Origin of the sequence: Burkholderia sp. BCC0506 (assembly GCF_902833145.1) — a bacterium.
Taxonomy (GTDB): domain Bacteria; phylum Pseudomonadota; class Gammaproteobacteria; order Burkholderiales; family Burkholderiaceae; genus Burkholderia.
On sequence record NZ_CADFEN010000002.1, the window covers coordinates 634,267 to 656,697 of the forward strand.

At 65.9% G+C, this 22,431-nt stretch carries 24 protein-coding genes; 9 read left to right on the top strand and 15 right to left on the bottom strand.

From position 1 onward, the window contains the following. Positions 1–128: 128 nt before the first annotated feature. Positions 129–425 carry a hypothetical protein gene (locus HWX62_RS06790; RefSeq protein ID WP_077021487.1) on the top strand — a complete coding sequence of 99 codons (297 nt, stop codon included), beginning with the start codon at positions 129–131 and terminating at the stop codon, positions 423–425. A gap of 200 nt (positions 426–625) precedes the next feature. Here HWX62_RS06790 and HWX62_RS06795 read toward each other — a convergent pair whose 3' ends face one another. From HWX62_RS06795 to HWX62_RS06805, 3 genes are all read right to left on the bottom strand, one after another. Further along, positions 626–1,867, bottom strand: coding sequence for an amidohydrolase family protein (locus HWX62_RS06795; protein WP_175932285.1), 1,242 nt, complete (start codon positions 1,865–1,867; stop codon positions 626–628). Between the two features lie 12 nt (positions 1,868–1,879). Beyond that, positions 1,880–3,196 (bottom strand): MFS transporter, encoded by a 1,317-nt coding sequence (locus HWX62_RS06800; RefSeq protein ID WP_175932286.1) that lies wholly within the window; start codon positions 3,194–3,196, stop codon positions 1,880–1,882. A gap of 131 nt (positions 3,197–3,327) precedes the next feature. After that, positions 3,328–4,239, bottom strand: coding sequence for a LysR substrate-binding domain-containing protein (locus tag HWX62_RS06805; RefSeq protein ID WP_175932287.1), 912 nt, complete (start codon positions 4,237–4,239; stop codon positions 3,328–3,330). A 305-nt stretch (positions 4,240–4,544) separates the two neighbouring features. On the opposite strand from HWX62_RS06805, the gene HWX62_RS06810 reads away from it, so the two are divergent. The 3 genes from HWX62_RS06810 (at position 4,545) to HWX62_RS06820 (ending at position 5,822) form a co-directional block, all read left to right on the top strand. Next, positions 4,545–4,748 (top strand): cold-shock protein, encoded by a 204-nt coding sequence (locus tag HWX62_RS06810; RefSeq protein ID WP_006485974.1) that lies wholly within the window; start codon positions 4,545–4,547, stop codon positions 4,746–4,748. Between the two features lie 278 nt (positions 4,749–5,026). Further along, positions 5,027–5,251: a hypothetical protein gene (locus tag HWX62_RS06815; RefSeq protein WP_175932288.1), complete on the top strand. Its 225-nt coding sequence runs from the start codon at positions 5,027–5,029 to the stop codon at positions 5,249–5,251. A 160-nt stretch (positions 5,252–5,411) separates the two neighbouring features. Continuing rightward, positions 5,412–5,822: a TIGR02594 family protein gene (locus tag HWX62_RS06820; RefSeq protein ID WP_175932391.1), complete on the top strand. Its 411-nt coding sequence runs from the start codon at positions 5,412–5,414 to the stop codon at positions 5,820–5,822. Positions 5,823–5,968: 146 nt separating this feature from the next. Here HWX62_RS06820 and HWX62_RS06825 read toward each other — a convergent pair whose 3' ends face one another. The 5 genes from HWX62_RS06825 to HWX62_RS06845 form a co-directional block, all read right to left on the bottom strand. Continuing rightward, positions 5,969–7,408, bottom strand: coding sequence for an efflux transporter outer membrane subunit (locus HWX62_RS06825; protein ID WP_175932289.1), 1,440 nt, complete (start codon positions 7,406–7,408; stop codon positions 5,969–5,971). A gap of 18 nt (positions 7,409–7,426) precedes the next feature. Beyond that, positions 7,427–9,001, bottom strand: coding sequence for a DHA2 family efflux MFS transporter permease subunit (locus HWX62_RS06830; protein ID WP_175932290.1), 1,575 nt, complete (start codon positions 8,999–9,001; stop codon positions 7,427–7,429). 13 nt (positions 9,002–9,014) lie between these two features. Further along, the gene (locus HWX62_RS06835; RefSeq protein ID WP_175932291.1) at positions 9,015–10,109 is read right to left on the bottom strand and encodes an HlyD family secretion protein; all 1,095 of its coding nucleotides are present in this window, start codon (positions 10,107–10,109) and stop codon (positions 9,015–9,017) included. Positions 10,110–10,173: 64 nt separating this feature from the next. After that, complete coding sequence (locus tag HWX62_RS06840; protein ID WP_175932292.1) at positions 10,174–10,605, bottom strand: MarR family winged helix-turn-helix transcriptional regulator; 432 nt, start codon at positions 10,603–10,605, stop codon at positions 10,174–10,176. A gap of 116 nt (positions 10,606–10,721) precedes the next feature. Beyond that, positions 10,722–11,642, bottom strand: a complete 921-nt coding sequence (locus HWX62_RS06845) for a LysR family transcriptional regulator (RefSeq protein WP_175932293.1) — start codon at positions 11,640–11,642, stop codon at positions 10,722–10,724. A gap of 102 nt (positions 11,643–11,744) precedes the next feature. Between HWX62_RS06845 and HWX62_RS06850 the strand changes: the two genes are divergently transcribed. The 3 genes from HWX62_RS06850 to HWX62_RS06860 all read left to right on the top strand — a co-directional run bounded on the left by HWX62_RS06850 (position 11,745) and on the right by HWX62_RS06860 (position 14,053). Next, a complete protein-coding gene (locus HWX62_RS06850) occupies positions 11,745–12,173 on the top strand; it encodes a MarR family winged helix-turn-helix transcriptional regulator (RefSeq protein ID WP_175932294.1) in 429 nt (142 codons plus the stop codon). 190 nt (positions 12,174–12,363) lie between these two features. After that, complete coding sequence (locus HWX62_RS06855; protein ID WP_175932295.1) at positions 12,364–13,611, top strand: aconitase X; 1,248 nt, start codon at positions 12,364–12,366, stop codon at positions 13,609–13,611. Beyond that, positions 13,604–14,053, top strand: coding sequence for a DUF126 domain-containing protein (locus tag HWX62_RS06860; protein WP_175932296.1), 450 nt, complete (start codon positions 13,604–13,606; stop codon positions 14,051–14,053). Before HWX62_RS06855 ends, HWX62_RS06860 begins: the two co-directional genes overlap by 8 nt. Before the next feature lie 24 nt (positions 14,054–14,077). Here HWX62_RS06860 and HWX62_RS06865 read toward each other — a convergent pair whose 3' ends face one another. Genes HWX62_RS06865 through HWX62_RS06875 form a run of 3 tightly spaced genes read right to left on the bottom strand, consistent with a single transcriptional unit; the run spans position 14,078 to position 16,388 of the window. Then, on the bottom strand, positions 14,078–14,680 hold the full coding sequence (locus HWX62_RS06865; RefSeq protein WP_175932297.1) for a hypothetical protein: 603 nt from the start codon (positions 14,678–14,680) through the stop codon (positions 14,078–14,080). Further along, positions 14,677–15,282, bottom strand: coding sequence for a hypothetical protein (locus tag HWX62_RS06870; RefSeq protein WP_244135988.1), 606 nt, complete (start codon positions 15,280–15,282; stop codon positions 14,677–14,679). Before HWX62_RS06870 ends, HWX62_RS06865 begins: the two co-directional genes overlap by 4 nt. Positions 15,283–15,305: 23 nt before the next feature. Beyond that, a complete protein-coding gene (locus HWX62_RS06875; protein ID WP_175932298.1) occupies positions 15,306–16,388 on the bottom strand; it encodes an AraC family transcriptional regulator in 1,083 nt (360 codons plus the stop codon). A gap of 75 nt (positions 16,389–16,463) precedes the next feature. Here HWX62_RS06875 and HWX62_RS06880 point away from each other — a divergent pair, with 75 nt between their 5' ends. Then, positions 16,464–18,497 (top strand): NADPH-dependent 2,4-dienoyl-CoA reductase, encoded by a 2,034-nt coding sequence (locus tag HWX62_RS06880; RefSeq protein WP_175932299.1) that lies wholly within the window; start codon positions 16,464–16,466, stop codon positions 18,495–18,497. 190 nt (positions 18,498–18,687) lie between these two features. Here the strand turns inward: HWX62_RS06880 and HWX62_RS06885 are convergent, their stop codons facing one another. Then, positions 18,688–19,092 carry a DUF2471 family protein gene (locus tag HWX62_RS06885; RefSeq protein WP_175932300.1) on the bottom strand — a complete coding sequence of 135 codons (405 nt, stop codon included), beginning with the start codon at positions 19,090–19,092 and terminating at the stop codon, positions 18,688–18,690. Positions 19,093–19,255: 163 nt separating this feature from the next. After that, on the bottom strand, positions 19,256–20,149 hold the full coding sequence (locus HWX62_RS06890) for a LysR family transcriptional regulator (RefSeq protein ID WP_175932301.1): 894 nt from the start codon (positions 20,147–20,149) through the stop codon (positions 19,256–19,258). An 86-nt stretch (positions 20,150–20,235) separates the two neighbouring features. Here HWX62_RS06890 and HWX62_RS06895 point away from each other — a divergent pair, with 86 nt between their 5' ends. Then, positions 20,236–21,015: an NAD(P)H-dependent oxidoreductase gene (locus HWX62_RS06895; protein ID WP_175932302.1), complete on the top strand. Its 780-nt coding sequence runs from the start codon at positions 20,236–20,238 to the stop codon at positions 21,013–21,015. Between the two features lie 152 nt (positions 21,016–21,167). On the opposite strand, the gene catC is transcribed toward HWX62_RS06895, so the two are convergent. Next, positions 21,168–21,458, bottom strand: a complete 291-nt coding sequence (catC, locus tag HWX62_RS06900) for a muconolactone Delta-isomerase (protein WP_059448784.1) — start codon at positions 21,456–21,458, stop codon at positions 21,168–21,170. 43 nt (positions 21,459–21,501) lie between these two features. After that, positions 21,502–22,404 carry a catechol 1,2-dioxygenase gene (gene catA / locus HWX62_RS06905; RefSeq protein WP_175932303.1) on the bottom strand — a complete coding sequence of 301 codons (903 nt, stop codon included), beginning with the start codon at positions 22,402–22,404 and terminating at the stop codon, positions 21,502–21,504. Between the last annotated feature and the right edge of the window lie 27 nt (positions 22,405–22,431).

A 22,431-nucleotide genomic window follows, 5' to 3' on the forward strand; every position in this document is an offset into this window, starting at 1 on the left:
TTGCCCAACAAGACCCAGCGAAGAGGGGAGAAAAAAGGGGAAACCTGAAGCAACAAAGAAGCGCGGGCCGCATGGGCGGCAACCCATACGACCCGCTGACCACCACCAACTCGTACAAGGAGTCGGAAATGGCTGACGCCAATACTAAGCCACGTCGTAGAAAGAACAAACCCGTCAACATGCAGAAGACGTTTGAGCTGGTCCTTCGCAACTACCCGGACCTTCCCAAGCGGGGCTGGCCGTACCTGCCGTGGATGAAGGCGATCGATATCAATTTCAAGATCTTCGGATTCAAGCCGGGCGACCGCGTGTACCTGAGAGTCTGCGATGCCAAGCGGACGATCACGATCACGCCGGACTACGGCCAGTTGGCGCTGCGAGAGCAGCCGTACCACGATCCTGATTGGGTACCGCCGCCGCTGTAACGTCTGCAAGGGCCGCTTGATGCGGCTCTAGCGAGTGGAAGCAGGCGTTTCCCGAATGCGATTGACCGCCGGGGCGACACAGCCCCGGCCATTGCCGCGAACGCCGCGACTCATACCTGTAGCCACCGTCAACAACTGTCACGACCGCAAGGGCCGGTGAGGCCGCACCGCGCCTGCTGAAATAACCGAATGGCGTCACATCACCGCCCACCAGCCCGCCGCTTCACAACCGCTCCCCGCTGCAACACATACTCGACCCGCGCGGCTTCATCAGCCACCACCCCAATATCCTCAAGCGGATTCCCATCCAGCACGACGAGGTCGGCGATCGCGCCTACCGCAACCACCCCAAGCTGCCCCGTCATATTGACGATCTCCGCTGCCACCGTCGTCGCCGACCTAAGCGCTTCCAAATTCCCAAGCACTTCCGCCCGAATCCGAAACTCCCCGGACTGAAACGCGTGCATCTCCCCGAGCAGATCCGACCCGAACCCCATCTTCACCCCGGCCTTCGCATAGATCTCAAGCGACTCGCGTCCTTTCTGCTGCACGGAAGCCACCTTCGCGATGGAGTCCGCCGGCATCCCGAATTCCGCCCCATGTTTCGCCAGCGCGTCATAAGTCACCAGCGTCGGCACCACAAACGCCCCCCGCTCCTGCATCAGCACCGCAGCCGCTTCATCCACCAGATTCCCATGCTCGATCGTCCGCACACCGCATCTCACAGCCCGCGCAATCGCCCGCCCCGTATACGCATGCGCCATCACATAAGTATTCGCGGCTTCAGCCTCATCAACGATCGCCCGAATCTCGTCCTCCGAATACTGCGTGTTCGCAATCGGATCGGTCGGCGAAGCCACGCCGCCTGACGCCATGATCTTGATCTGCGTCGCGCCTTTCTGAATCTCCTCACGCACGGCGAGCCGAACCCCTTCGACGCCATCGACGACGCGCGCAATCGCCCCCGTCCTGAAACAGCAGGAGCAGGGCTCCAGCACATCACCACGCGGCCGGAAATCCCCATGCCCACCGGTCTGCGACAGCGCTTTCCCCGACGGAAAAATCCGCGGCCCCGGAATCAACCCCGTCTCAACGGCCTGCATCAAGCTCCAATCCGCGCCCCCCGCATCCCGCACACTGGTGAACCCACGCGACAACATCGCATCGAGAATCGGCAGCGACCGAATCGCCGCGAGAATATTCGGCTGCGTCGCATTCGCGCCGAGGTTCGCACTCGACGCCAGCACATGCACATGGCAATCGATGAACCCCGGCATCACGGTCTTGCCGCGCGCATCGATCACCTGCGCATTCGGCAAATCCACCGGCCGATCGGTGATTTCGACGATCCGCTCGCCTTCGATCACGACATGATGATGTTCGAGCAACACGCCTCGTTCGAGGTCGAGTACGTTGCCGCCTTGAAGCACGGTAATGGTCATGAGCAAAAATCCTTATCGAGTCGTGGCGGCCGCACGCTTCGCATCCTTCACGAAGCGCGTGCCGACGAAACTGACGGCCGCCGCGAGCATCACGTAGAACGCGGGCGCCATGTTGCTGCCGGTGCGGGCGATGAGCCACGTGATCAGGAACGGCGCGAACCCGCCGAAGATCGTCACCGCGAAGTTGTACGCGACGGACAACCCGGTCGACAGCACCTTGGTCGGAAACAGCTCCGCGAACGCCGCGAGGATCGGCCCCGTATAGGCCGCGATCAGCACGCCGAACACGGCCTGGAACACGATCAGCGACGCGAACCCGGGCGCATGGTTGATCCACGAGAACATCGGCCACGCGAGCACGAGGATCGCGAGCGCCGCGCCGGACAGGAACACGCGCCGTCCCCACGCGTCGGCGAGTCGTCCGACGATCGGCGAGCAGCACATGATCATCAGCCCGCCGACCATGCCGGCCGTGAAGCCCGTCGATTGCGGCAGATGCAGCGTGCGCACGGAATAGGTCGGCATGTAGAACAGCAGCACGTAGGTGCAGACGGTCCACAGGATGACCATCGAGAAACTCGCGAACGTCTCGCGCGGATACGTGTGCAGCACTTCCTTCAGCGGCGAGCTTTCCTTCGCCTGCGATTCGACGGCGCTGAACGCGGGCGTCTCGTCGATATGGCTGCGAATGAAGTACCCGACCGGCCCGACGATGATCCCGAGCAGGAACGGCAGCCGCCAGCCCCAGCTATGCAGCGCCTGCGTGTCGAGCGACGTCGTGACGAACGTGCCGGTCGCCGCGCCGAGCAGCACCGCGAAGCCGATGCTCGACTGGATCCAGCTCGAGTAATACGCGCGCTTCTCCGGCGGCGCGTATTCGGTGAGGAACGCGGTGGCGCCGCCCATCTCGCCGCCGGCCGAGAAGCCTTGCAGCAGCCGCGCGACGACGATCATCAGCGGCGCGGCGATGCCGGCCTGTTCGTAGGTCGGCGCGATCCCGATCAGCGCGGTGCCGGCCGCCATCAGCAGGATCGTGAGCGACAGCGCGGCCTTGCGTCCGACCTTGTCGGCATAGACGCCGAGCACGATGCCGCCCACCGGCCGCATGAAGAAGCCCACGCCGAACGTCGCGACGGTCAGCAGCACGGACGTCAGTTCGTTGCCGGTCGGGAAGAACAGCTTCGCGATGATCACCGCGAAGAAGCTGTAGACGGTGAAGTCGAACCATTCGAGGCCGTTGCCGATCACGGTCGCGACGATGGCGCGGCGGCGCTGTTGCACCGCCGCATCGACGGCAGGCGCGGCGCGCGGGGAAAGCGTTCCTTGCATGGTCTCTTCCTTGGTCAGAAGACGGGACGGCTGCCCCGCTTGAATCCCATGCTAAGGAGAGCCGCAATTTTTTCTGAAACGAAAGATTCGCATGCCTGCATGCGCTGCACGCATGGGTCGTGCGGGGCGAGTCAGGCCCCGGTTTGCTGCTCCGCCTGTTCGAACAGCCAGCGGGTGAACAGGCGGGCGGCCTGGTTCTGCGCGCGGTCGTTCGGCGAGATCACGTAATAGCCGCCGCCGTGGCTCGCGGACGCTTCCGTCACGCGCACGAGCAGGCCGGCTTCGAGGCAGGCGTCGATCATGTAACGCCAGCCGAGCGACACGCCCTGACCGAGTATCGTCATCTGCACGATCTGCGGATAGGAGTTGATCGTGATGTCCTGCGGCTGCGCCTTCTGCCGGTCGACGTCGTTCAGGTCGAACCATTCGGACCACGACATCCATTGGCGCTGGCCGTCTTCGAGGCGCAGCAGCGTTTCGTGCGCGAGATCGGCCGCGTCGAGCGTGCGGCCGGCGAGATAGCCGGGCGCGCAGACGGGGAACACTTCCTCGTCGAACAGCCGTCGTGCGGTGTATTCGGCCGGCGCCTGCTGGCGCACGTAGTAGACGCCGACGTCGAATTCCGCGGGCGACATCGATGCAAGACCGTCGCGCACGATCAGGCGCAGCTTGATGTTGGGATACGCGGCGCGAAAGTGCGGTAGCCGCGGCGTGAGCCACAGCACGGCGACGCCGGACGAGCACGCGATCGTCAGTTCGAGATCGCCGTACGGTTTCATCACGTCGTGCGTGGCTTCCGCGCATTGCACGAGCAGACGGTGGACTTGTGCCGCGTATTGCTCGCCGGCGATCGTCAGCCGCAGCGAACGGTGCTCGCGCACGAACAGCGAGCGGCCGAGGAATTCCTCGAGCTGCTGGATCTGGCGGCTGATCGCGCTTTGGGTCAGGTGCAGTTCGGCGGCGGCTTTCGTGAAACTCGCGTGCCGCACCGCGGCTTCGAACGCGATGAGGCACTGAAGGGGCGGGAGCGGCGTGATGCGCATGGCGGGCAGGGAGTCGAGGGCGCTGCCTCCATGATACGGGCGGATCGAACGGAAATTACAACGCGCGCAGCCAGTTAGGGCCGCATCGCTTCGCCCGAAAAGCGGGTCGTGGAGTCAAACAGTTACAAGTTAGCGGTTGACGCGCGCCTGCCCGGCGGTTAGTGTGTGCGTCGAAGTCCAAGAAGTCCGATTGCTGTTCATCAATTGATCGCTCCCTCCAGCGGTATTCGTTGTCCTCTCCCTCCTTGACGCTTCACGCGCTCTTCACCAGAGCAAATCTTTTTATTTTTTATCAAGGAATCTTCATGGATACCGGTATCGTCAAGTGGTTCAACGACAGCAAAGGCTTTGGCTTCATCACGCCGGACAACGGCGGCGACGATCTGTTCGCTCACTTCTCGGAAATTCGTGCCGACGGCTTCAAGACGCTGGCTGAAAACCAGAAAGTGAGCTTCGAGACGAAGCAAGGCCCGAAGGGTCTGCAAGCGGCCAACATTAAGCCGCTGTAAAGTTTGAAGGGCCCGGCCGCCCGCGATGGGCGCCGGGTCGCAGCGACATCCTCACGGAGCCTGGTCTCCTAAAGTTGGCGCGATCGTTTCTGGCTGCCTCGGTTGAGTCAGCCGCTGACCGAGCGTCACACGCCTCGTTGCACTTCATTCCCCCCTCCGGCCGCAGCGCCTGATTTTCACTTTCCGACTGCTTCGGATTCGGCTCGCAATGGCCTTGAATCGGCGCATCCGTGCACCTTTCGCACGGTACGCGCGGTCGATCATTATTAAAATTAAAAATGCGAAACAAACATCATCATCGATACAACGGCTATGCCGTCCAGCCCTCGGCGCATCGTTTGCCCGACGGCAGTTTTTCAGCCAACCTGCTGCTCGAACGCGTCGACGGCGCGTCTGCCGAAGGCCGCTACCAGTTCTATTCGCTCGACTACTTCGCGAGTGAAGCGCAAGCGCTGCGGCACTCGGCACGCTGGGCACGCCACTGGGTCGACACGCGCGGTTGAAGGCCGCGCCGCGGTGCCGGCCTGGCAGGCCAGGGCGGACCGAGCGCTGCTTGCCAATCTCCGCATTCGTGCGAAGATTGCACGTACATCACATTCGCCCGAGAACGACGTGACCCTGTCCCATCCTGAGCGCAGCCCGGAGGCCGCCCATCCGCCGTGGATGGCCGTCGCGCTGGCCGAACTCGGCATCCGCCGCCATCCGCCCGGCAGCATCAACCCGCGCATCGTCGAATACAACAACCAGACGAACCTGGTCGGCTACGACGACAAGATTTCCTGGTGTTCGTCCTTCGTGAACTGGTGCATGGCGCACGCGGGATTCCGCGGCACCGGCTCCGCGCTCGCACGCTCTTGGCTCGAATGGGGCAAACCGCTGGAGCGCCCGGTCTACGGCTGCATCGCGATCCTCACGCGCGACGATCCGACGAGCTGGAAAGGGCACGTCGGGTTCTACCTGCGTCACGATGCCGAACACGTCCATCTGTTCGGCGGCAATCAGCTGGAAGAAGTCCGGGAGCTTGCGTATCCGTTGCATGAGGTGATCGGCTATCGTTGGCCCGACGCTGGATGACCGGGTCGTCGCGGCATACGCGAATTCGCCATCGCGCGATGGGCGGTTGACTCGATCGCGTTGTCGTCGGTCCAATGTCTCGGATCGTGCGGCTGGAGCATGGGGCGCCGGCAAGCATGGAAGCCGGCGCCGCGTCGTGCTCCCGTCTAGTTCTTCGCCACAGCGTCGGTTTCCGCCTCCGTCCCACCCACCGCGTCATTCCTGCTCCACCCACCCCCGAGCGACCGATACAACGCCACCGCGGCCAGCGCATGCTCGCGCTTGACCTGATTGAGCGAATCCGAATCGCGCAGATAGACCTCCTGCGCGGACAGCACATCCAGAAAATCCGTCGCGCCGCCCTTATAAAGCTGATTCGCCAACCCGAGCGCCTTATCGGAAGCCGCCAATGCACTATCGAGCCGCCGCGTCGCCTCGTCGGAACTGACGAGATTCGCGCGCGCATCCTCGACTTCCCGCAGCGCTTGCAGCATCGTCTGCCGTAACCCGAGTTCCGACTCGCGCATCCGGCTTTCGCTCTGCGAGATATCGGCGGTAATGCGCCCCGCGTTGAAGATCGGGCTCGTCGCACTCAACGCCGCGCTGAACAGGTTGTCGGTCAACGTCGGCAACCCGAGATACGAAGCCGCGAGAATCCCGTCCGTCAGGTTCAACGAAAACTTCGGATACCGCTCGGCCTTCGCCACGCCCACTTGCGCTGCACGCCGCTCGACCTGAGCATAGGCAGTCAGCACATCGGGCCGCCGCAACAACGCCTGCGAAGGCAACGTCCCCGGCGCACCCGCTGGCGGCGCGGGAATCTCGCCCGTCTGCGCCAGCACGAGCCGATCGACCGATTCCGGCGTCCGCCCCGAATACACGGCAATCAGATTCAGTTGATGCGAAATCTGCGACTGCGTCGGCGCGATCCTCGCTTCGAGCGCATCGAGCTGGTTCTGCGCGCGCGTCACGTCGAGTTCCGTCGACAGCCCGAACGCCTGCCGCTTGCGCGTGAGTTCGAGCGCATGCTGCCGGATCTTCGCGTTGTCCTGCAGGATCTTCAATTCCTGCTGTGCCCAGCGCAGATCGACATACGCGGATGCCGCATCGGCCGCGAGCGCGAGGCGCATCGCGTCTTCCGCATGCTTTTGCCCGACCAATTCCGCTTGAGCGGCGAGCAGGTCGAGCCGTTCGCCGCCGAACACATCGGGCGACCAGCTCAGCGCGAGCCCCGCGCCGGCCTGCCGCACATAACCGAGCGGCGGCGTGTTCTGCCGCGCGTCGGCCGCATGTGCGGTCGCGTCGAGTTCGGGCAGCAGCGCCGCGCGCTTCTGCACGGTCAGTGCCTGCGCCTGCTTCACGCGTTCGGCGGCGGCTTGCAGATCGAGGTTGCCGTCGAGCACGGTCGCGATCAGCCGGTCGAGCACGGGGTCGTGGAATTGCGCCCACCAGGCGGCGGCATCGACGTCCGCGCGCGGCACGTCGGTGTCCCACGCGGTGGGCGCGAGCGTCTGAACGGATTCGTTCAACGCGGGATGCTGCGCGGGCTGCACCGCACATCCGGCGGCGAATGCGCTGACGGCCAGCGCGACGAGTAGCTTCTTCATGATGACGATTCCTTGGCCTCAGTGCGCGTCCGGCGGCGGCGCGTTCAACGTAATGGGTTTGGAAAACACGACGGCAAGCAGCGCGACGACGAAGCACAGCGACAGCGCGTAGTACGCATCCGCATAGGTGAGCGTCAGCGCTTCGCGATAGACCAGCCGATGCAGGTTCGCGAGCCCGGCCTGCGCGGTATTCAGCGTGTTGCCGGCCACCGATCCCCAGTACGCGGCCTGGCGATCGAGCAGCGATGCGACCTGCGGTTCGCCGGCGCTCACGTGTTCGTTCAGCCGCAGATAGTGAAAATTCAGCCGGTCGTTGAGCATCGTCGCGCTCACCGCGATGCCGATCGCGCCGCCGAGATTACGCATCAGGTTGAACAACCCGCTCGCCGATTTCAGCCGCGATTGCGGCAGCGAGCCGAGCGCCATCGTCACGATCGGCGGCACGCTGAACTGCTGGCCGATGCCGCGCAGCGCCTGCGGCAGCAGCAGTTCCTGCCAGCCCCAGTCGTGCGTGATCGGTGTGTACAGGTAGCAGCCGAGGCCGAAACAGATCAGCCCGAACACGAGCAGCGCACGCATGCTGACGTAGCGCGCGGCGAACGCATACGCGCACAGCGCGATCAACTGGAACGCGCCGACCGACAGCAGCGCCATGCCGATCTGCAGCGAGCTGAACGCACGCACCTGCGCGAGAAACAGCGGCGTCAGGAACACGGTCACGAAAATCCCGATGCCGGTGACGAACGACAGCAGGCTGCCGATGCCGAAGTTGCGCACGGCGAGCGCGCGCAGGTCGACGATCGGATCCTTCGCGGTCAGCGCATGCACGATGAACAGAAAGCCGCAGATGCCGGAGATCCACGCGCAGAAGACGATCGCGTCGTCGCCGAACCAGTTCTTGCGCGGGCCTTCCTCGAGCACGTATTCGAGGCAGCCGAGGAAGCCCGACATCAGCGCGATGCCGAGATAGTCGCCGCGCTTGATGAGGCTCAGATCGGGCACGTCGATATGCACGTAGCGCGGCACGAGCGCGGCCACCGCGATGCCCGGCACGAGGTTCAGGTAGAACAGCCAGTGCCACGACCATTGGTCGGTGATCCAGCCGCCGATCACGGGGCCGATCGCCGGCGCGAGCGACGCGAGCGCGCCGATGGTCGTCGACGCGATCAGCCGCTGCCTGCCGGGGAACAGCACGAACGCGGTGGTGAACACGGTCGGGATCATCGCGGCGCCGAGCGCACCCTGCAGGCCGCGAAACAGGATCATCGAGTTGATGTCCCACGCGAGCCCGCACAGCATGCTGGTGATCGTGAAACCGACGGCCGACGCGACGAACAGCCAGCGCGTCGACATCACCTTCGACAGCCAGCCCGACATCGGGATCACGATGATCTCGGCGATCAGGTAGGCGGTCTGCACCCACGACAGTTCGTCCTGGCTCGCGGACAGCCCGCCGCCGATGTCGCGCAGCGACGACGCGACGATCTGGATGTCGAGCGTCGCCATGAAGAAGCCGACGCACATCAGCGCGAACGCGAACACGCGCTGCCGGGTCGGTTGCGACGCGGGGTCGCCGGAAAACGCGGTGGTCATCGTCGGCTCCCGCTCAGTTCGTGTGGTCGGTATGCACGGTCACGACCGCGGAGAGCCCCGGGCGCAGCACCTGCTCGATACCCGGCTGCGGATCGAGATGCACGCGCACGGGCACGCGCTGGACGATCTTCGTGAAGTTGCCGGTCGCGTTCTCCGGCGGCAGCACGCTGAACGTCGCGCCGGTCGCGGGTGCCAGACTGTCGACGCGGCCGTGCAGGCGCGTGCCGGACGCATCGAGCGCGACATCGACGCGGTCGCCCGCGCGCATCTTGCGCAACTGGTCTTCCTTGAAGTTCGCGTCGACCCATAGCCCGGAAGCCGGTACGACCGTCAGCAGCGGTACACCGACGTTCGCGAGCATTCCGACGCGGCCGGTGCGATTGCCGACGTAACCGTCGACCGGCGAGCGGATCGTCGTGTATTCGACGTTGAGCGCCGCGACGCGCTGCGCGGCAAGCGCGGTGTTCACGCGGGCCCGCGCGTCGGCGAGCTGTGCGCCAAGCACGTCGAGCTGCCGCTTCGACGCGAGCAGCGCGGCGTCGCTGCGTTCGACGGCCGCGCCGGCCTTCGCGTAATCGGCGTCCGCGCGCTCGACGATCTGGTTCGAGACGGCGTCCGATTTCACGAGCTCGCGGTAGCGCACGCGGTCCGATGCGGCGCGCGTCAATTCGGCTGACGACGCGTTCTTGTCCGCCGCGTGCTGGCCGATCACCGCGTATTGCAGTTGCTGCTTCGCTTCGAGTTCGGTCACGGCGGCGCGTGCGCTGTCGACTTCGGCGCTGGCCTGCGCGAGCTTCGCGTCGTAGTCGCGCGCATCGAGCTGCACGAGCACGTCGCCGGCCTTCACGCGCTGGTTGTCGGTCACGAGAATCTTGTCGACGAAGCCGTTGACCTTCGGCGCGAGCACGGTGACGTCGCCGCCGACATACGCATCGTCGGTGCTTTCCTGGAAGCGCAGCACGAACAGCCAGTCGAGCGCGGCGGCCGCGACCGCGACGACGACGGCGCCTACCGCGATGCGCATCCACGGCACGCGGCGTTGCTGTTTCGCCGGTTGGTCGGTTGTAGCTGCTTCGCGTGACGAGGCAGCGGCTTGGGTCGTATCCATCGATTCACCTATGTATATGCACTAATCAAAGCGACCGACGACGTCGTGCCGATCGGGGAAAGGGCTAGCGTTCCGGCAGGTTGTGCGTGATCCGGAACAATTCGTCTCTCAGGCGGGCCGCCTGCATCGGCCCGAAGCGCCGCTCGAATGCTTCCTGAGCGGCGAGCCAGTGCACATCCGCGTCGGCGACCTTCGTTTCGCCGTCCGCGGTCAGCGCGAACGTCTGGCCGCGACACGGCGGCTCGATCCGGCCCGTCACCAGCGCCGCGCCGACGAGCGGCTTGAGCGCACGCAGCAGCGCGGTGCGTTCGATCACCAGCACGTTCGACAGCGTCGCCATCGTCAGGCCCGGCCGCTCGCGCAGCAGTGCGAGGATGCTGTACTGCGATGGCGTCACACCCGCCCGCGACAGGTAACGCTCGTAGAACTGCGAGATCCGCCGGGCGGCTTGCCGGACCGCGAAGCAATCGTCATCGGTGAGCGTGGTCTTGTGCATGTACACATGTTAGGGCGAAGGATTGCGCGGAGCGATGGCCGGGGCGGGATCAGATTGGTGTCGTGGCCGTACCAATCGATGTCGAAAAGCGCGTTCCCGTACCGCGCCGTGTCACGTCACGCCGCCGCCGGCACGCTCCAGCCTTCGCGATCGCAATACGCGGCCGTGTAGTCGATGAACGCCTTCACCTTCGCGGGCAGCAAGGCGCGGTTCGCGTACGCGAGCTTGATTTCGACGAATGCATCGACGAGATCCGCGCCTTCGAGCAACTGCACGAGCGCGCCCGACGCGAGTTCGGCCTCGACGAGCGTTTTCGGGACGACGCCGATGCCGAAGTCGTGCATCACCATTTCCCGGTTGAACACGGGGCTGTTCGACGAGATGTCGAAACGGAACGGCACGGTGAGCAGGTTGCCGTCGACGCGGAACGACAGCGCCGGGCGGCGCAGCGACGGCGAGATCGGCACGAACGGATGATCGGCGAGGTCGGCCGGCGTCTCGGGGCGCGCATGCGTCTGCAGATACGCAGGCGTCGCGACGATCACGACCGGAATGCGCTCGATCAGCCGCACGACGGTCGATTCGCTCGTCAGCATGTACGGCACGACGATGCCGATGTCGTAGCCTTCGCCGACCAGATCGACCGGACGCTCGGTCAGCGTGACGTCGAGGCGCACGTTCGGGTGTGCGGCCTTGAAGCCGGCGATCAGCGGCACGAGCCGGTTCAGCGCGGCTGTCGTATGCGCGACGAGGCGCAGCAGGCCTTCGGGCTCGCGCGTGTGCGTCTGCGCTTGCGCTTCCAGTGCGTCGAGCTCGTCGAGCACCGCCGCGCAACGCTCGTAGATGCGCTCGGCCGTCTCCGTCAGCGACACCTGGCGTGTGGTCCGGTGCAGCAGCCGGCTGCCGAAACGCGCCTCCAGATCCGCGACCGCGCGCGACACGACCGGCCGCGCGAGGCCGTGCATGTCGGCGGCGCGTGTGAAGCTGCGCATCTCCACCACCGACCGGAAGATCCGCAGCTTGTCGATGTAGTCCATGTCCGTCTCCTTGACGCGATGGCCGGCCGCCGACCGTTCGCCGACCCTGTTACGGCGGAGTGTACATTGACTTTATGCATATGCACATATAGATTGCCGAACATGAACGACATCTCGATTGCTCAGACGTGCAACTGTCTCGCGCTGCGTCAGGCGGCGCGCTTCGTCACGCAACTGTACGAACGCCATCTGGCCCCGGTCGGCGTCACGCCCGCCCAGTTCTCGATCATGGTGAATCTCGCGCACCGGCCCGGCCTGCTGATGAGCGAACTCGCCGATACGCTGGTGATGGACCGCACGACGTTGCTGCGCGCGCTGAAGCCGCTGCAGCGCGACGGGTTCGTCGCGACGGCGGCGGCCGAGCACGATGCGCGTGCGCATGCGCTCCATCTCACGAAGCGCGGCGAGCGAACGTTCGCGCAGGCGAAAGTCGCATGGCAGGCCGCGCAGGACGAATTCGACACGCAGTTCGGCCGCGATCGCGCGAAAGCGTTGCGCGAGGAGCTGTTCAGCCTGACCGCGGAGCGCTAGGCGGGGCGGTCAACTGGTGCGAAATTCGAGCCATTGGTCGCCCTCGAAGCTTCCTGTTGCGAGAATTGGTTTTAATCGTGTTTGGTTCGGTTGCAATCTGGACAGTTTTTGTTTCCAGTTGTAGAGTCCTCTGACCGATTTCACGAGCCGGCGGCGGCGCCGGCCGGATACGAGTCACGAGGAGCAACCGATGCTGCAGTTGAGCGACCGCGACGACGCGATGTTGCGCGGGGATTTCGGCGACGGCGTCGCGCGTGCGATGCGCATCGTCGCGCGCACGGCGCAAGTAATGTCCGCGCCGCACCTGATCGACATTACGTCTGCCCATATCGACGGTTGCCTGTATCACGGGCAAACGAGCGTCGACTTCGTCGAGTATTTCGTCGACACGGGCGCGAAGGTCGCGGTGCCGACCACGCTGAACGTCGGGTCGCTCGACCTGATCCATCCCGAGCTGTATCACGGCGACCGCACGATCCAGCGCGATGCGCAGCGCCTGATGGACGCGCATTTGCAGCTCGGCTGCGAATCGAGCTTCACGTGCGCGCCGTATCAGCTGAAGCATCGTCCCGCGATGGGCGAGCAGATCGCGTGGGCCGAATCGAATGCGATCGTGTTCGCGAACTCGGTGCTCGGCGCGCGCACGAGCCGCTACGGCGATTTTCTCGACCTGGCCGCCGCGATCACCGGGCGCGCGCCGTATGCGGGGCTGCATGTCGACGCGAACCGTGCCGCGCGGATCGTGTTCAATGCACCGGATTTCACCGGCCTGCCGTCGCGCGACATCTACTTCGCCGCGCTTGGTTTGGCGATCGGCAAGATCGCGGGCGCGATCGTACCGGCGATCGTCGGGCTGCCGGCCGATACCACCGAGGACGAACTCAAGGCGCTCGGCGCGGCCGCGGCGTCGAGCGGGGCTGTCGCGCTGTTCCATGCGGTCGGCGTGACGCCCGAGGCGCCGACGCTCGACGCGGCGTTGCACGGGCACGCCGCGCAACGCACGGTCGATGTCACGATGGGCGATCTCGACGAGATTCGCCGCACGCTGAATCACGGTGCGGCCGGCGACGCGCTCGTCGCGGTCGCGCTCGGCACGCCGCATTTTTCGCTGGCCGAATTCCGCACGCTCGACACGTTGCTCGACGCGTTCGACGGCAAGCCGGCGTGCGACTTCTACGTGAACACGAGCCGCTTCATTCTGTGGGAGCTGGAGGAAGCCGGCCTCGCGGAGAAATTCGCCGCGCGCGGCATCCAGATCGTCGTCGATACCTGCACGTACATCACGCCGGTGATGAAACAGCTGTCGGGGCTCGTGATGACCAACTCGGGGAAATGGGCGTCGTATGCGCCCGCGAACATCGGCGTGACGGTCGCGTACGGCAGCATGCGCGAATGCGTGCGCTCCGCATACGAAGGCAAGGTGCGATTCGATGACTGAAACGACGCGCACATTCTTGATGGGCGACACGCTCGTGCCGGGCACCGCGTGCGCGCGTCCGTTCGTTCTCGACAAGCCGCTCAGCTTCTGGGGCGGCTACGACTCGGGCGCGGGCAGGATCGTCGATCGCGGGCATCCGCAGGCCGGCGCGAGCCTCGCCGGCAAGGTGATGGTGATGCCGCACGCGAAGGGCTCGAGTTCGAGCAGCAGCGTGCTCGCGGAAGCGGTGCGCAACGGCACGGGGCCGGTCGGGATCGTGCTGAAGGAGCGGGACCTGATCATCTCGATCGGCGCGATCGTGGCCGCCGAGCTGTATGCGATCGCGGTGCCGGTGGTATGCGTGACGGACGACGTGTACGACGCGATCGTCGCCGCCACGGGCGATGTGCGGATCGAAGCGGGCGACGGGGACGGCGGCGCGCGGATCGAGATCGGCCGCTGACGCGACAGTCGCGTACCGGTCGCGTCAGAGGAAGCGTATGTTCCGCGTCTCGGCGCTTGCGAGCGACAGCGCACGGCGGGCGGCATTCATCTCGCGCCTGCCGCCGGGCTGCGTGAGCCGGCGGATTTCGGGCCACGCGATCAGGCCGAACGTGGTGCGCAAGATCGTACTGAGCACGAACAGGCCGATCGTGCCCGCGCCGAACCACGTGATCGCGTCGACCATCCCTTCCGTGTTTCGCGCTATCGCGGACATGATGCCGGCGACGAGGGCCAGCGTGACGAGAATGAACAGCGTCACGAACACATCAGTCCGAGCGGCGGCGACTTTCGCGGGACGAACGAGATAGACGGAGCCATCGGTCCTGTTGCGGATGCCGTAGACGGTCAGTCGATCCCGGCCTTCGGCATAGGCAACATTCAGCCGATCGCCCGTGACGATGAACAGGCGGTGCGTGCCGCTCGTCCTGAGCACGAGCGGCGCGTCGAATGCATCGAGCTGCAGCGCGATCTCCTCGATGCTTTGCGTGGTCCAGCCGAGGTTGTTGCTCCAGACCTCCGTGCTGATCGTCTTCTGGACGACCGATGTCACGCAACCGGATGTGATTCGCAACGTACGATCAGTCATGTGCTGCTCCGTTCCACCGTGAAACTGGCGGGTTCGTATTGCCACTTTTGCTGTGCCTCGCGCCGCTGAGGCTTGAAGATCAGGTCGGACAGGCCGGCGAGCGCCAGCGAGCCGCCCAATACGCTGATGATGCTCGCGAACAAGGCCAGCGCCACGATGAGCGCCCAGCTTGCGTTGTATGCGGCTGCACCGATCGCGAGGCTCAGCACGAGCATGCACGACGTCCACGTGAGCAGCGACACGTTGCGCTGTTTCTGCGCGAGCGCATCGTAAGGCGCGATCGCCACGTCGTTGCTCCTGATCCATGCGATTCCGCGACGACCGCGATCCTCGAAGACGCATGCGCGCACCGCCATGCCGCGCTTCAATTGATCGATCTGCTTGAACGCTTCCGCGTCGACGTCACTGGCCGCGATGAAGTAGCAGGCGTCCTGCATCGTCAGGCGATAAAGCGGTACTTTCTTGATATCGGCTTCGATACGGATCAGATTCGTATCGATACGGTCGATCGTCGACTCGATCAGGGTAGTGTGATTGCGCATAGGCAAGACGGGGGGCACCGGTGTGGCATTGATCATACCGATGAATTGCCGGGTAGGCACCGCGTGCTCGCGGCATCCCCGTGTCATTCGCGCGCCGCTCCCCCAGCCGCTTCCCGGTACGCGCTCGGCGTCTGCCCGGCCCAGCGCCGGAACGCGCGCGTGAAATTCGCCGGGTCGGTGAATTGCAGCCGTTCGGCGATCGTCTTCAGATCGAGATCCGACGCGGCGAGCAACTGCTTCGCGTCGCGAAACCGCGCTTCGTCGAGCAACTGCCGATAGCTCGACCCGGCTTCCTCGAGCCGCCGCCGCAGCGTGCGCGTCGACACGAGCAGCGCATCGGCGAGCGTGTCCGGCCCCGGATAATCGCCGGCTGCGCGCGCCAGTTCCGCGCGTACGCGCTCGACCAGATCGCCTTCCTCCTGCCGCACCTGCGCGTATTCGCGCTCCACCTGCACGAGCGCTTGCCGGTGCGCGACGTCGTCGGCGAGCGGCAGCGGCCAGTCGAGCGCATCGCGCGCGATCCACAGCGCGTTGGCCGCGCAGCCGAATGCCACCGGCGGCAACGTATCGCGGTAGCGTGCGAAATACGCGGGCTCCGGCCAGGCGAATCGCAGCTCGATCGGCGGTGACGCGCGGCCGGACCATTGCGAGATGTTCTGCGCGAGCCCGGTCAGCACGAATTCGAACATCACGTGATGCTGCAGCACGGGGTTCGCCTGCACGCCGTGCAACTCGAGCGTCGCGCCGCGTTCGTCTTCCGCATAGGTCAGCCGGTACTGGCGATTGCGCATCCGGAAGTAGCGTTGCGTGACGGACAGCGCTTCGCGGATGTCCCGCGCGGTCAGCGTCGCGTAACCGAGAAAGCCGTGCACGGTCGGCTTCAGCAGCAGCCCGAACGCGAGCCCGATGCCCGGGTCGCCGCCGATTTCGATCGCGTTGAGCACGAGCCGCCCCCATTGCGACGGCGCGACGCGTGCGTCCGCTTCGGCCAGCACCGCGTCGCGCAGGCCCGTGCCGGCGCGCACCGCGGCCAGGTCGACGCCGCGCGCGGCCAGCGCCTGCAGCAGCAGGCGCGTATAGGCGACCGGAATCGTTGGCCGGCGCAGCCCGAGGCGATCCTTGCGAGACGGGGAAGTCATGTCGATTTGGCCGGAAATGACAAGCATTATGGCTGTTTGCCCCCTCACGTTCAAGGCGGCGCGCGCCTACGATGTCACGCATCGCTTATCGGCCGAATCATCATGACGACACCCTTTCCGCACCTGCTCGCCCCGCTCGATCTCGGCTTCACGACGCTGAAGAACCGCGTGCTGATGGGCTCGATGCACACCGGCCTCGAGGACAGCCGCAAGACGCTGCCGCGCCTCGCCGCCTATTTCGCCGAGCGTGCGCGCGGCGGGGTCGGCCTGATCGTGACGGGCGGCTTCGCGCCGAACGTGGCCGGCTGGACCAAGCCGCTCGGCGGCACGCTGATGACGTCGGCCGCCGCGCGCCGGCATCGCGAGATCACCGGCGCGGTGCACGCGGAGGACGGCAAGATCGCGCTGCAGATCCTGCATACGGGCCGCTACGGTTATCACCCGTTCGCGGTCGCGCCGTCGAAGATCAAGTCGCCGATCTCGCCGTTCGCGCCGCACGAACTGAGCGCGCGCGGCGTCGAGCGGCAGATCCGCGCGTTCGTGCGCTGCGCGAAGCTGGCCCGCGAAGCCGGTTACGACGGCGTCGAGATCATGGGCTCCGAGGGCTACCTGATCAACCAGTTCATCTCGATGCATACGAACAAGCGCAGCGACGAGTGGGGCGGCTCGTACGAGAACCGCATCCGCCTGCCGATCGAGATCGTCGAGCGCACGCGCGAAGCGGTCGGCCGCGACTTCATCCTGATCTACCGGTTGTCGATGCTCGACCTGATTCCGGACGGCAGCGACTGGCGCGAAACCGTGCAGCTCGCGAAGGCGGTCGAGCGCGCGGGCGCGACGATCATCAACACGGGGATCGGCTGGCATGAGGCGCGCGTGCCGACGATCGCGACATCGGTGCCGCGCGGCGCGTTCGCGTGGGTGACGAAGAAGATGAAGGGCGAGGTCGGCATCCCGCTCGTGACGACCAACCGGATCAACCGGCCCGAAGTGGCCGAGCAGATTCTCGCGGACGGCTGCGCGGACATGGTGTCGATGGCGCGCCCGCTGCTCGCGGATGCCGAGTTCGTCGTCAAGGCCGCGCAGGGCCGCGCCGACGAGATCAACACCTGCATCGGTTGCAACCAGGCATGCCTCGATCACGCGTTCAAGAACCGGATCGCGTCGTGCCTGCTGAATCCGCGTGCGTGCCACGAGACCGAGCTGACCTACACGCCCGCGCCGCGGCCCAAGCGCATCGCGGTGGTCGGCGCGGGGCCGGCCGGGCTCGCCTGTTCGACGGTGCTCGCGCAGCGCGGCCATCAGGTCGACCTGTTCGACGGCGCGGCCGAGATCGGCGGCCAGTTCAACATGGCGAAGCGGATTCCGGGCAAGGAAGAGTTTCACGAAGCGTTGCGCTACTTCGGCCGGCAGGTCGAGCTGACCGGCGTGAAGCTGCACCTGAATCGTCGTGTCGATGCGAGCGACCTGATCGCGAGCGGCTACGACGAGATCGTGCTCGCCACCGGCGTCGCGCCGCGCGACCCGAAGATTCCCGGCCAGGACGGACCGAACGTGCTCAGCTATATCGACGTGCTCGCGGGCAGGCAGCCGGTCGGCCGGCGGGTCGCGGTGGTGGGCGCGGGCGGGATCGGCTTCGATGTCGCCGAGTTTCTGGTGCAGGACGGCGAGTCGCCGGCACTCGATCTGGAGGAATGGAAGGCCGAGTGGGGCGTGACCGATCCGGCTACGACGCGCGGCGGCGTGACGCGTGCGCAGGTGTCGGCGCCTGCGCGGGAAGTGACGCTGCTGCAGCGCAAGGCTGCGCCGCTCGGCAAGGGCCTTGGCAAGACGACCGGCTGGATTCACCGGGCGACGCTGAAGATGAAGCAGGTGAAGATGATCGGCGGCGTGAACTACGAGCGGATCGATGCGCGCGGGCTGCATGTGTCGTACGGCGAGCAGCGCACCGATCACGAGCTGATCGAAGCCGACACGATCGTGCTCTGCACGGGGCAGGAGCCACAACGTGCGTTGCTCGCGCCGCTGCAGGCGGCCGGGCGCTCGGTGCACCTGATCGGCGGCGCGGAACTGGCCGCCGAACTCGACGCGAAGCGCGCGATCGATCAGGGCGCGCGGCTGGCGGCGCGGTTGTAACGGGCGGCTGCCGAGACAGTCGCTCGGGCGAACATCGCGTGGCGATGATCAGGCCGCGCGCCGCCCCGCGGCTTGCCGCCCGATGCGCTGTCGCGGGTGCCGGGCGGCAGTGAGCCGCGGCATCGACCGCGCCACCACCTGACGTGGCGGCGCGAGCCGGCGGACCGGGGCCGCAAACAGCCGGCGCGGCTCAGGCCGCTTCGGCCCGCTCTTCCTCTTCTGCTTCGAGCATCGCCTTGACGATCAGGTAGACGGCCGGCAGGTCGTCGTCGTCGCGGCGCCAGTCGACCGGTTCCTCGACGTCCGCGGCGACCAGCCGGCTGTCGCGCAGGCGGATGAACGCATCGACGACTCTCGGATCGTTGCGGTTCAGGAAACCGGCATTCGAGAACGCCAGCTCCTCGACGTTCAGCAGTGCCTGCCAGCTCATCGTGCGCACGGCCGCCGGATGCGTGCGGCGGCGCAGGCCGAGCGCCCGCTGCGCGGGGCCGCCGACGACACGCTGCAGATCGACGACCGCCCGCTGCGCGGCGCGCTCGAAGTGGACGGGATTGAAGCCGGGTTGCTCGGGATCGAATGCGGAAGCCTGGAACATGGTCGCCTCACAAAAGTCCGTTCGTCGGTGGATGACGGAATTCGGGTCAAATGGTGCAAAAGCACTGTAAATATATACAGTGTTCCGTGCGGTTTCAAGCCCCGAATGGAGAATTTCGTGCGACGGCGCGCGAAGCGCGTGCCGCATCGAACGGGCGGCCGATTTACACCGCCGCCGCGATCGTCTCCCGCAGCCATCGATGCGCCGGGTCGCGATGCACGCGCTCGTGCCACAGCATCGACATTTCATAGCCGGGCACCTCGACCGGCGCCTCCACCACGGGCAGCGCGGGCACGTCGCGCACCAGCCGCTCGGGCAGCATCGCGACGAGATCGGTGCTCGCGACGGCCGACATCACGAACAGGAAGTGCGGCACCGACAGCACGACGCGCCGCGTGGCCCCCACCTTCGCGAGCGCTTCGTCGGTCACGCCGACGAAGCCGCCGCCGTCGGGCGACACGATCACGTGCTCGAGCGTGCCGAACTGCGCGAGCGTGGGGCGCCGCTTCAGTCTCGGATGGCCGGCACGGCCGATCAGCACGTAGCGCTCGACGAACAGCGGCAGGCGCCGCATGCCGGGCGGCGATCCTTCGGTCGTATGAAAGGCCAGGTCGGTGCCGTTTCGTTCGGCCTCCTGCTCGATGCGCGGCGGCACGAGCTCGACGACGGCCAGCCGCGTGCCGGGCGCGGTCGAACGCAGCGTGCGCAGCGCGGGCAGCACGATCGTCGATTCGCCGTAGTCGGTCGCGGCCACGCGCCACGTGTTCGTCGCGGTCGCGGGATCGAACGGCGTGGCCGGGATCACCGCGCGCTCGACGGCCTCGAGCGCATCGCGCAACGGCTCGCGCAGCGCTTCGGCGCGCGCGGTCGGCCGCATCCCGCGCGGCCCCGGCAGCAACAGCGGATCGCCGAATACGTCACGCAGTTTCTGCAGCTGCACGCTGACCGACGGCTGCGACATGTTCAGCTTCTCGGCCGCGCGCGTGACGTTGTGCTCGGTGAGCAGCACGTCCAGCGTGACGAGCAGGTTCAGATCGAGCCTTCTGAGATTAGTCATGGCTATAGCTGGAATATCGGGAATTCATTTCAAATATACCGTCGTCACCGGCATCCTGCAGTCATCCAATTCACGGAGTGGTGAACATGAAGGTGCTGATCGTATATGCCCATCCCGAACCGCGTTCGCTGAACGGCGCGCTGCGCGACCTCGCCGTCGCGCATCTCGAAGCGGCCGGCCATACGGTGCAGGTGAGCGACCTGTATGCGATGAACTGGAAGGCGGTACTCGATGCGAACGACGTGACCGATCGCGCGCCGGACGCGCGGTTCGATCCGTCGCTCGATTCGAAGCGCGCGTTCGCCGCGGGTACGCAAAGCGACGACATCGCGCACGAGCAGGACAAGCTGAAGTGGGCCGACGCGGTGATCCTGCAGTTTCCGCTGTGGTGGTTCTCGATGCCGGCGATCATGAAAGGCTGGGTCGAGCGCGTGTACGCGTACGGCTTTGCGTACGGCGTCGGCGAACATTCCGATACGCATTGGGGCGATCGCTACGGCGAAGGTTCGCTGGCCGGCAAGCGGGCGATGGTGGTCGTCACGACGGGCGGGTGGGAGCCGCACTACAGCCCGCGCGGCATCAACGGGCCGATCGACGACTTGCTGTTCCCGATCCAGCACGGGGTGCTGTATTACCCGGGGTTCGACGTACTGCCGCCGTTCGTGATCTATCAGACGGGCAAGATGAACGCCGCGCGCTTCGACAAAACCTGTACGGCGCTCGGTCAGCGTCTCGACGATCTGTGGACCACGCCGCCGATTCCGTTTCGCCGGCAGAACGCGGGCGATTACGAGATTCCTGCGCTGACGTTGAAAGAGGACATCGCGCCGGGGAAGGTGGGGTTTGCCGCGCATTTGGCTGCGTGACGGTTACCGCACACCCTGATGCGAGGGGCACCGATCATCGCCGCCAGGCGCGCATTGCAACATGCAAAAGACCCGGGCGGCCTGCGTGACATCGCCGGCCGCCCGGGGCGTGCATCTCGTGGCCGTTCGTCACGGCCGCGATTCATCGTGGCTCAACGATCGTCTTCCCGCACCGAAGACGGATGCCGGCACAGCGCCCGCACTTCCATCTCCATATACGGAAACAGCGGCAACTGGCTCAGCACGTCGTGCAGCTGCTGCACGCTTTCGACGTCGAAGATGCTGACGTTCGCGTACTGCCCGGCGATCCGCCACAGATGACGCCAGACACCTTCGTTCATCAGCCGCTGGCACATCGCCTTTTCTTCCGCCTTCAGCGTGGCCGCCTTGACCGGATCCATGTCCGCCGGCAGGCGAACGGTCATTTCCACATGAAACAGCATCCTGCACTCCTTGCGTTGTCGATTCGTCGAACGGGACGGGCGCTCACGCCTGCGCGCGGGCCCGCTCGACTTCGCTGCCCGGCACGTCCTGCTTTTCCTTGAGCAGCGTGAAGTCGAAGTCGATCAGCGCGAACTGCCCGTCGACGCCGTACGGCTTGCCTTCCGCGCCCTCCGCTTGCTTCACCGGCGGGATCAGCCCGTCGCGCGTCGCGAACGCGAAGTCGTCCCACAGATGCGGATCGCCGTCGATGTTGATCTGCGTCGTCAGCTTACGATAACCGTCCGCCGAAACGAAGAAGTGAATGTGTGCGGGACGATGGCCGTGGCGGCCGAGCTGGTCGAGCAGTTGCTCGGTCTTGCTGCCCGGCGGCACGCTGTAGCCGACCGGCAGCACGCTGCGGAAGCTGTAGCGGCCTTCGGCGTCGGTGCGGATCGAGCGGCGCAGGTTGAACGCGGGCTGCGACGGGTCGAAGTACGAATAATTGCCCAGATGGTTCGCATGCCACACCTCGACCAGCGCGTTCGCGAGCGGCGTGCCGTCCTGGCCGAGCACGCGGCCGCGCATGACGAGCGTCTGGCCCGGATCGGTGCCGTCGTCGAGGCGCGCATGGCCGACCGATTCCGGCGCGCCCGCCACGTAGAGCGGCCCTTCGATCGTGCGCGGCGTGCCGCCCTGGATGCCGGCCTTTGCCTCGGCTTCGTCCATCCGCACGTCGAGGAAGCGCTCGAGGCCGAGGCCCGCGGCGATCAGCCCGAATTCGCGGCCGGCTTCGTTCAGGTAGTTCAGGGCCGTCCAGAACTCGCTCGGCTGCACGTCGAAGTCCTCGATCGTGTAGCAGATGTCCTTCACGATCCGGTTGACGATCGCGCGCACGCGCGGGTTGCCGGGCTTTTCCGCGGCGTCGTCGAAGGTCTTCAGCAGGGCGTCGATGGCTTGCTTGTTCATCTGTGTCTCCGGTGTCGGTTGTCGTGT

Bases quoted from the DNA above. Each gene is read 5' to 3' on its own strand.
- HWX62_RS06790 (WP_077021487.1), top strand. From the start codon at position 129: ATGGCTGACGCCAATACTAAGCCACGTCGTAGAAAGAACAAACCCGTC.
- HWX62_RS06795 (WP_175932285.1), bottom strand. From the start codon at position 1,867: ATGACCATTACCGTGCTTCAAGGCGGCAACGTACTCGACCTCGAACGA.
- HWX62_RS06800 (WP_175932286.1), bottom strand. From the start codon at position 3,196: ATGCAAGGAACGCTTTCCCCGCGCGCCGCGCCTGCCGTCGATGCGGCG.
- HWX62_RS06805 (WP_175932287.1), bottom strand. From the start codon at position 4,239: ATGCGCATCACGCCGCTCCCGCCCCTTCAGTGCCTCATCGCGTTCGAA.
- HWX62_RS06810 (WP_006485974.1), top strand. From the start codon at position 4,545: ATGGATACCGGTATCGTCAAGTGGTTCAACGACAGCAAAGGCTTTGGC.
- HWX62_RS06815 (WP_175932288.1), top strand. From the start codon at position 5,027: ATGCGAAACAAACATCATCATCGATACAACGGCTATGCCGTCCAGCCC.
- HWX62_RS06820 (WP_175932391.1), top strand. From the start codon at position 5,412: ATGGCCGTCGCGCTGGCCGAACTCGGCATCCGCCGCCATCCGCCCGGC.
- HWX62_RS06825 (WP_175932289.1), bottom strand. From the start codon at position 7,408: ATGAAGAAGCTACTCGTCGCGCTGGCCGTCAGCGCATTCGCCGCCGGA.
- HWX62_RS06830 (WP_175932290.1), bottom strand. From the start codon at position 9,001: ATGACCACCGCGTTTTCCGGCGACCCCGCGTCGCAACCGACCCGGCAG.
- HWX62_RS06835 (WP_175932291.1), bottom strand. From the start codon at position 10,109: ATGGATACGACCCAAGCCGCTGCCTCGTCACGCGAAGCAGCTACAACC.
- HWX62_RS06840 (WP_175932292.1), bottom strand. From the start codon at position 10,605: ATGCACAAGACCACGCTCACCGATGACGATTGCTTCGCGGTCCGGCAA.
- HWX62_RS06845 (WP_175932293.1), bottom strand. From the start codon at position 11,642: ATGGACTACATCGACAAGCTGCGGATCTTCCGGTCGGTGGTGGAGATG.
- HWX62_RS06850 (WP_175932294.1), top strand. From the start codon at position 11,745: ATGAACGACATCTCGATTGCTCAGACGTGCAACTGTCTCGCGCTGCGT.
- HWX62_RS06855 (WP_175932295.1), top strand. From the start codon at position 12,364: ATGCTGCAGTTGAGCGACCGCGACGACGCGATGTTGCGCGGGGATTTC.
- HWX62_RS06860 (WP_175932296.1), top strand. From the start codon at position 13,604: ATGACTGAAACGACGCGCACATTCTTGATGGGCGACACGCTCGTGCCG.
- HWX62_RS06865 (WP_175932297.1), bottom strand. From the start codon at position 14,680: ATGACTGATCGTACGTTGCGAATCACATCCGGTTGCGTGACATCGGTC.
- HWX62_RS06875 (WP_175932298.1), bottom strand. From the start codon at position 16,388: ATGCTTGTCATTTCCGGCCAAATCGACATGACTTCCCCGTCTCGCAAG.
- HWX62_RS06880 (WP_175932299.1), top strand. From the start codon at position 16,464: ATGACGACACCCTTTCCGCACCTGCTCGCCCCGCTCGATCTCGGCTTC.
- HWX62_RS06885 (WP_175932300.1), bottom strand. From the start codon at position 19,092: ATGTTCCAGGCTTCCGCATTCGATCCCGAGCAACCCGGCTTCAATCCC.
- HWX62_RS06890 (WP_175932301.1), bottom strand. From the start codon at position 20,149: ATGACTAATCTCAGAAGGCTCGATCTGAACCTGCTCGTCACGCTGGAC.
- HWX62_RS06895 (WP_175932302.1), top strand. From the start codon at position 20,236: ATGAAGGTGCTGATCGTATATGCCCATCCCGAACCGCGTTCGCTGAAC.
- catC (WP_059448784.1), bottom strand. From the start codon at position 21,458: ATGCTGTTTCATGTGGAAATGACCGTTCGCCTGCCGGCGGACATGGAT.
- catA (WP_175932303.1), bottom strand. From the start codon at position 22,404: ATGAACAAGCAAGCCATCGACGCCCTGCTGAAGACCTTCGACGACGCC.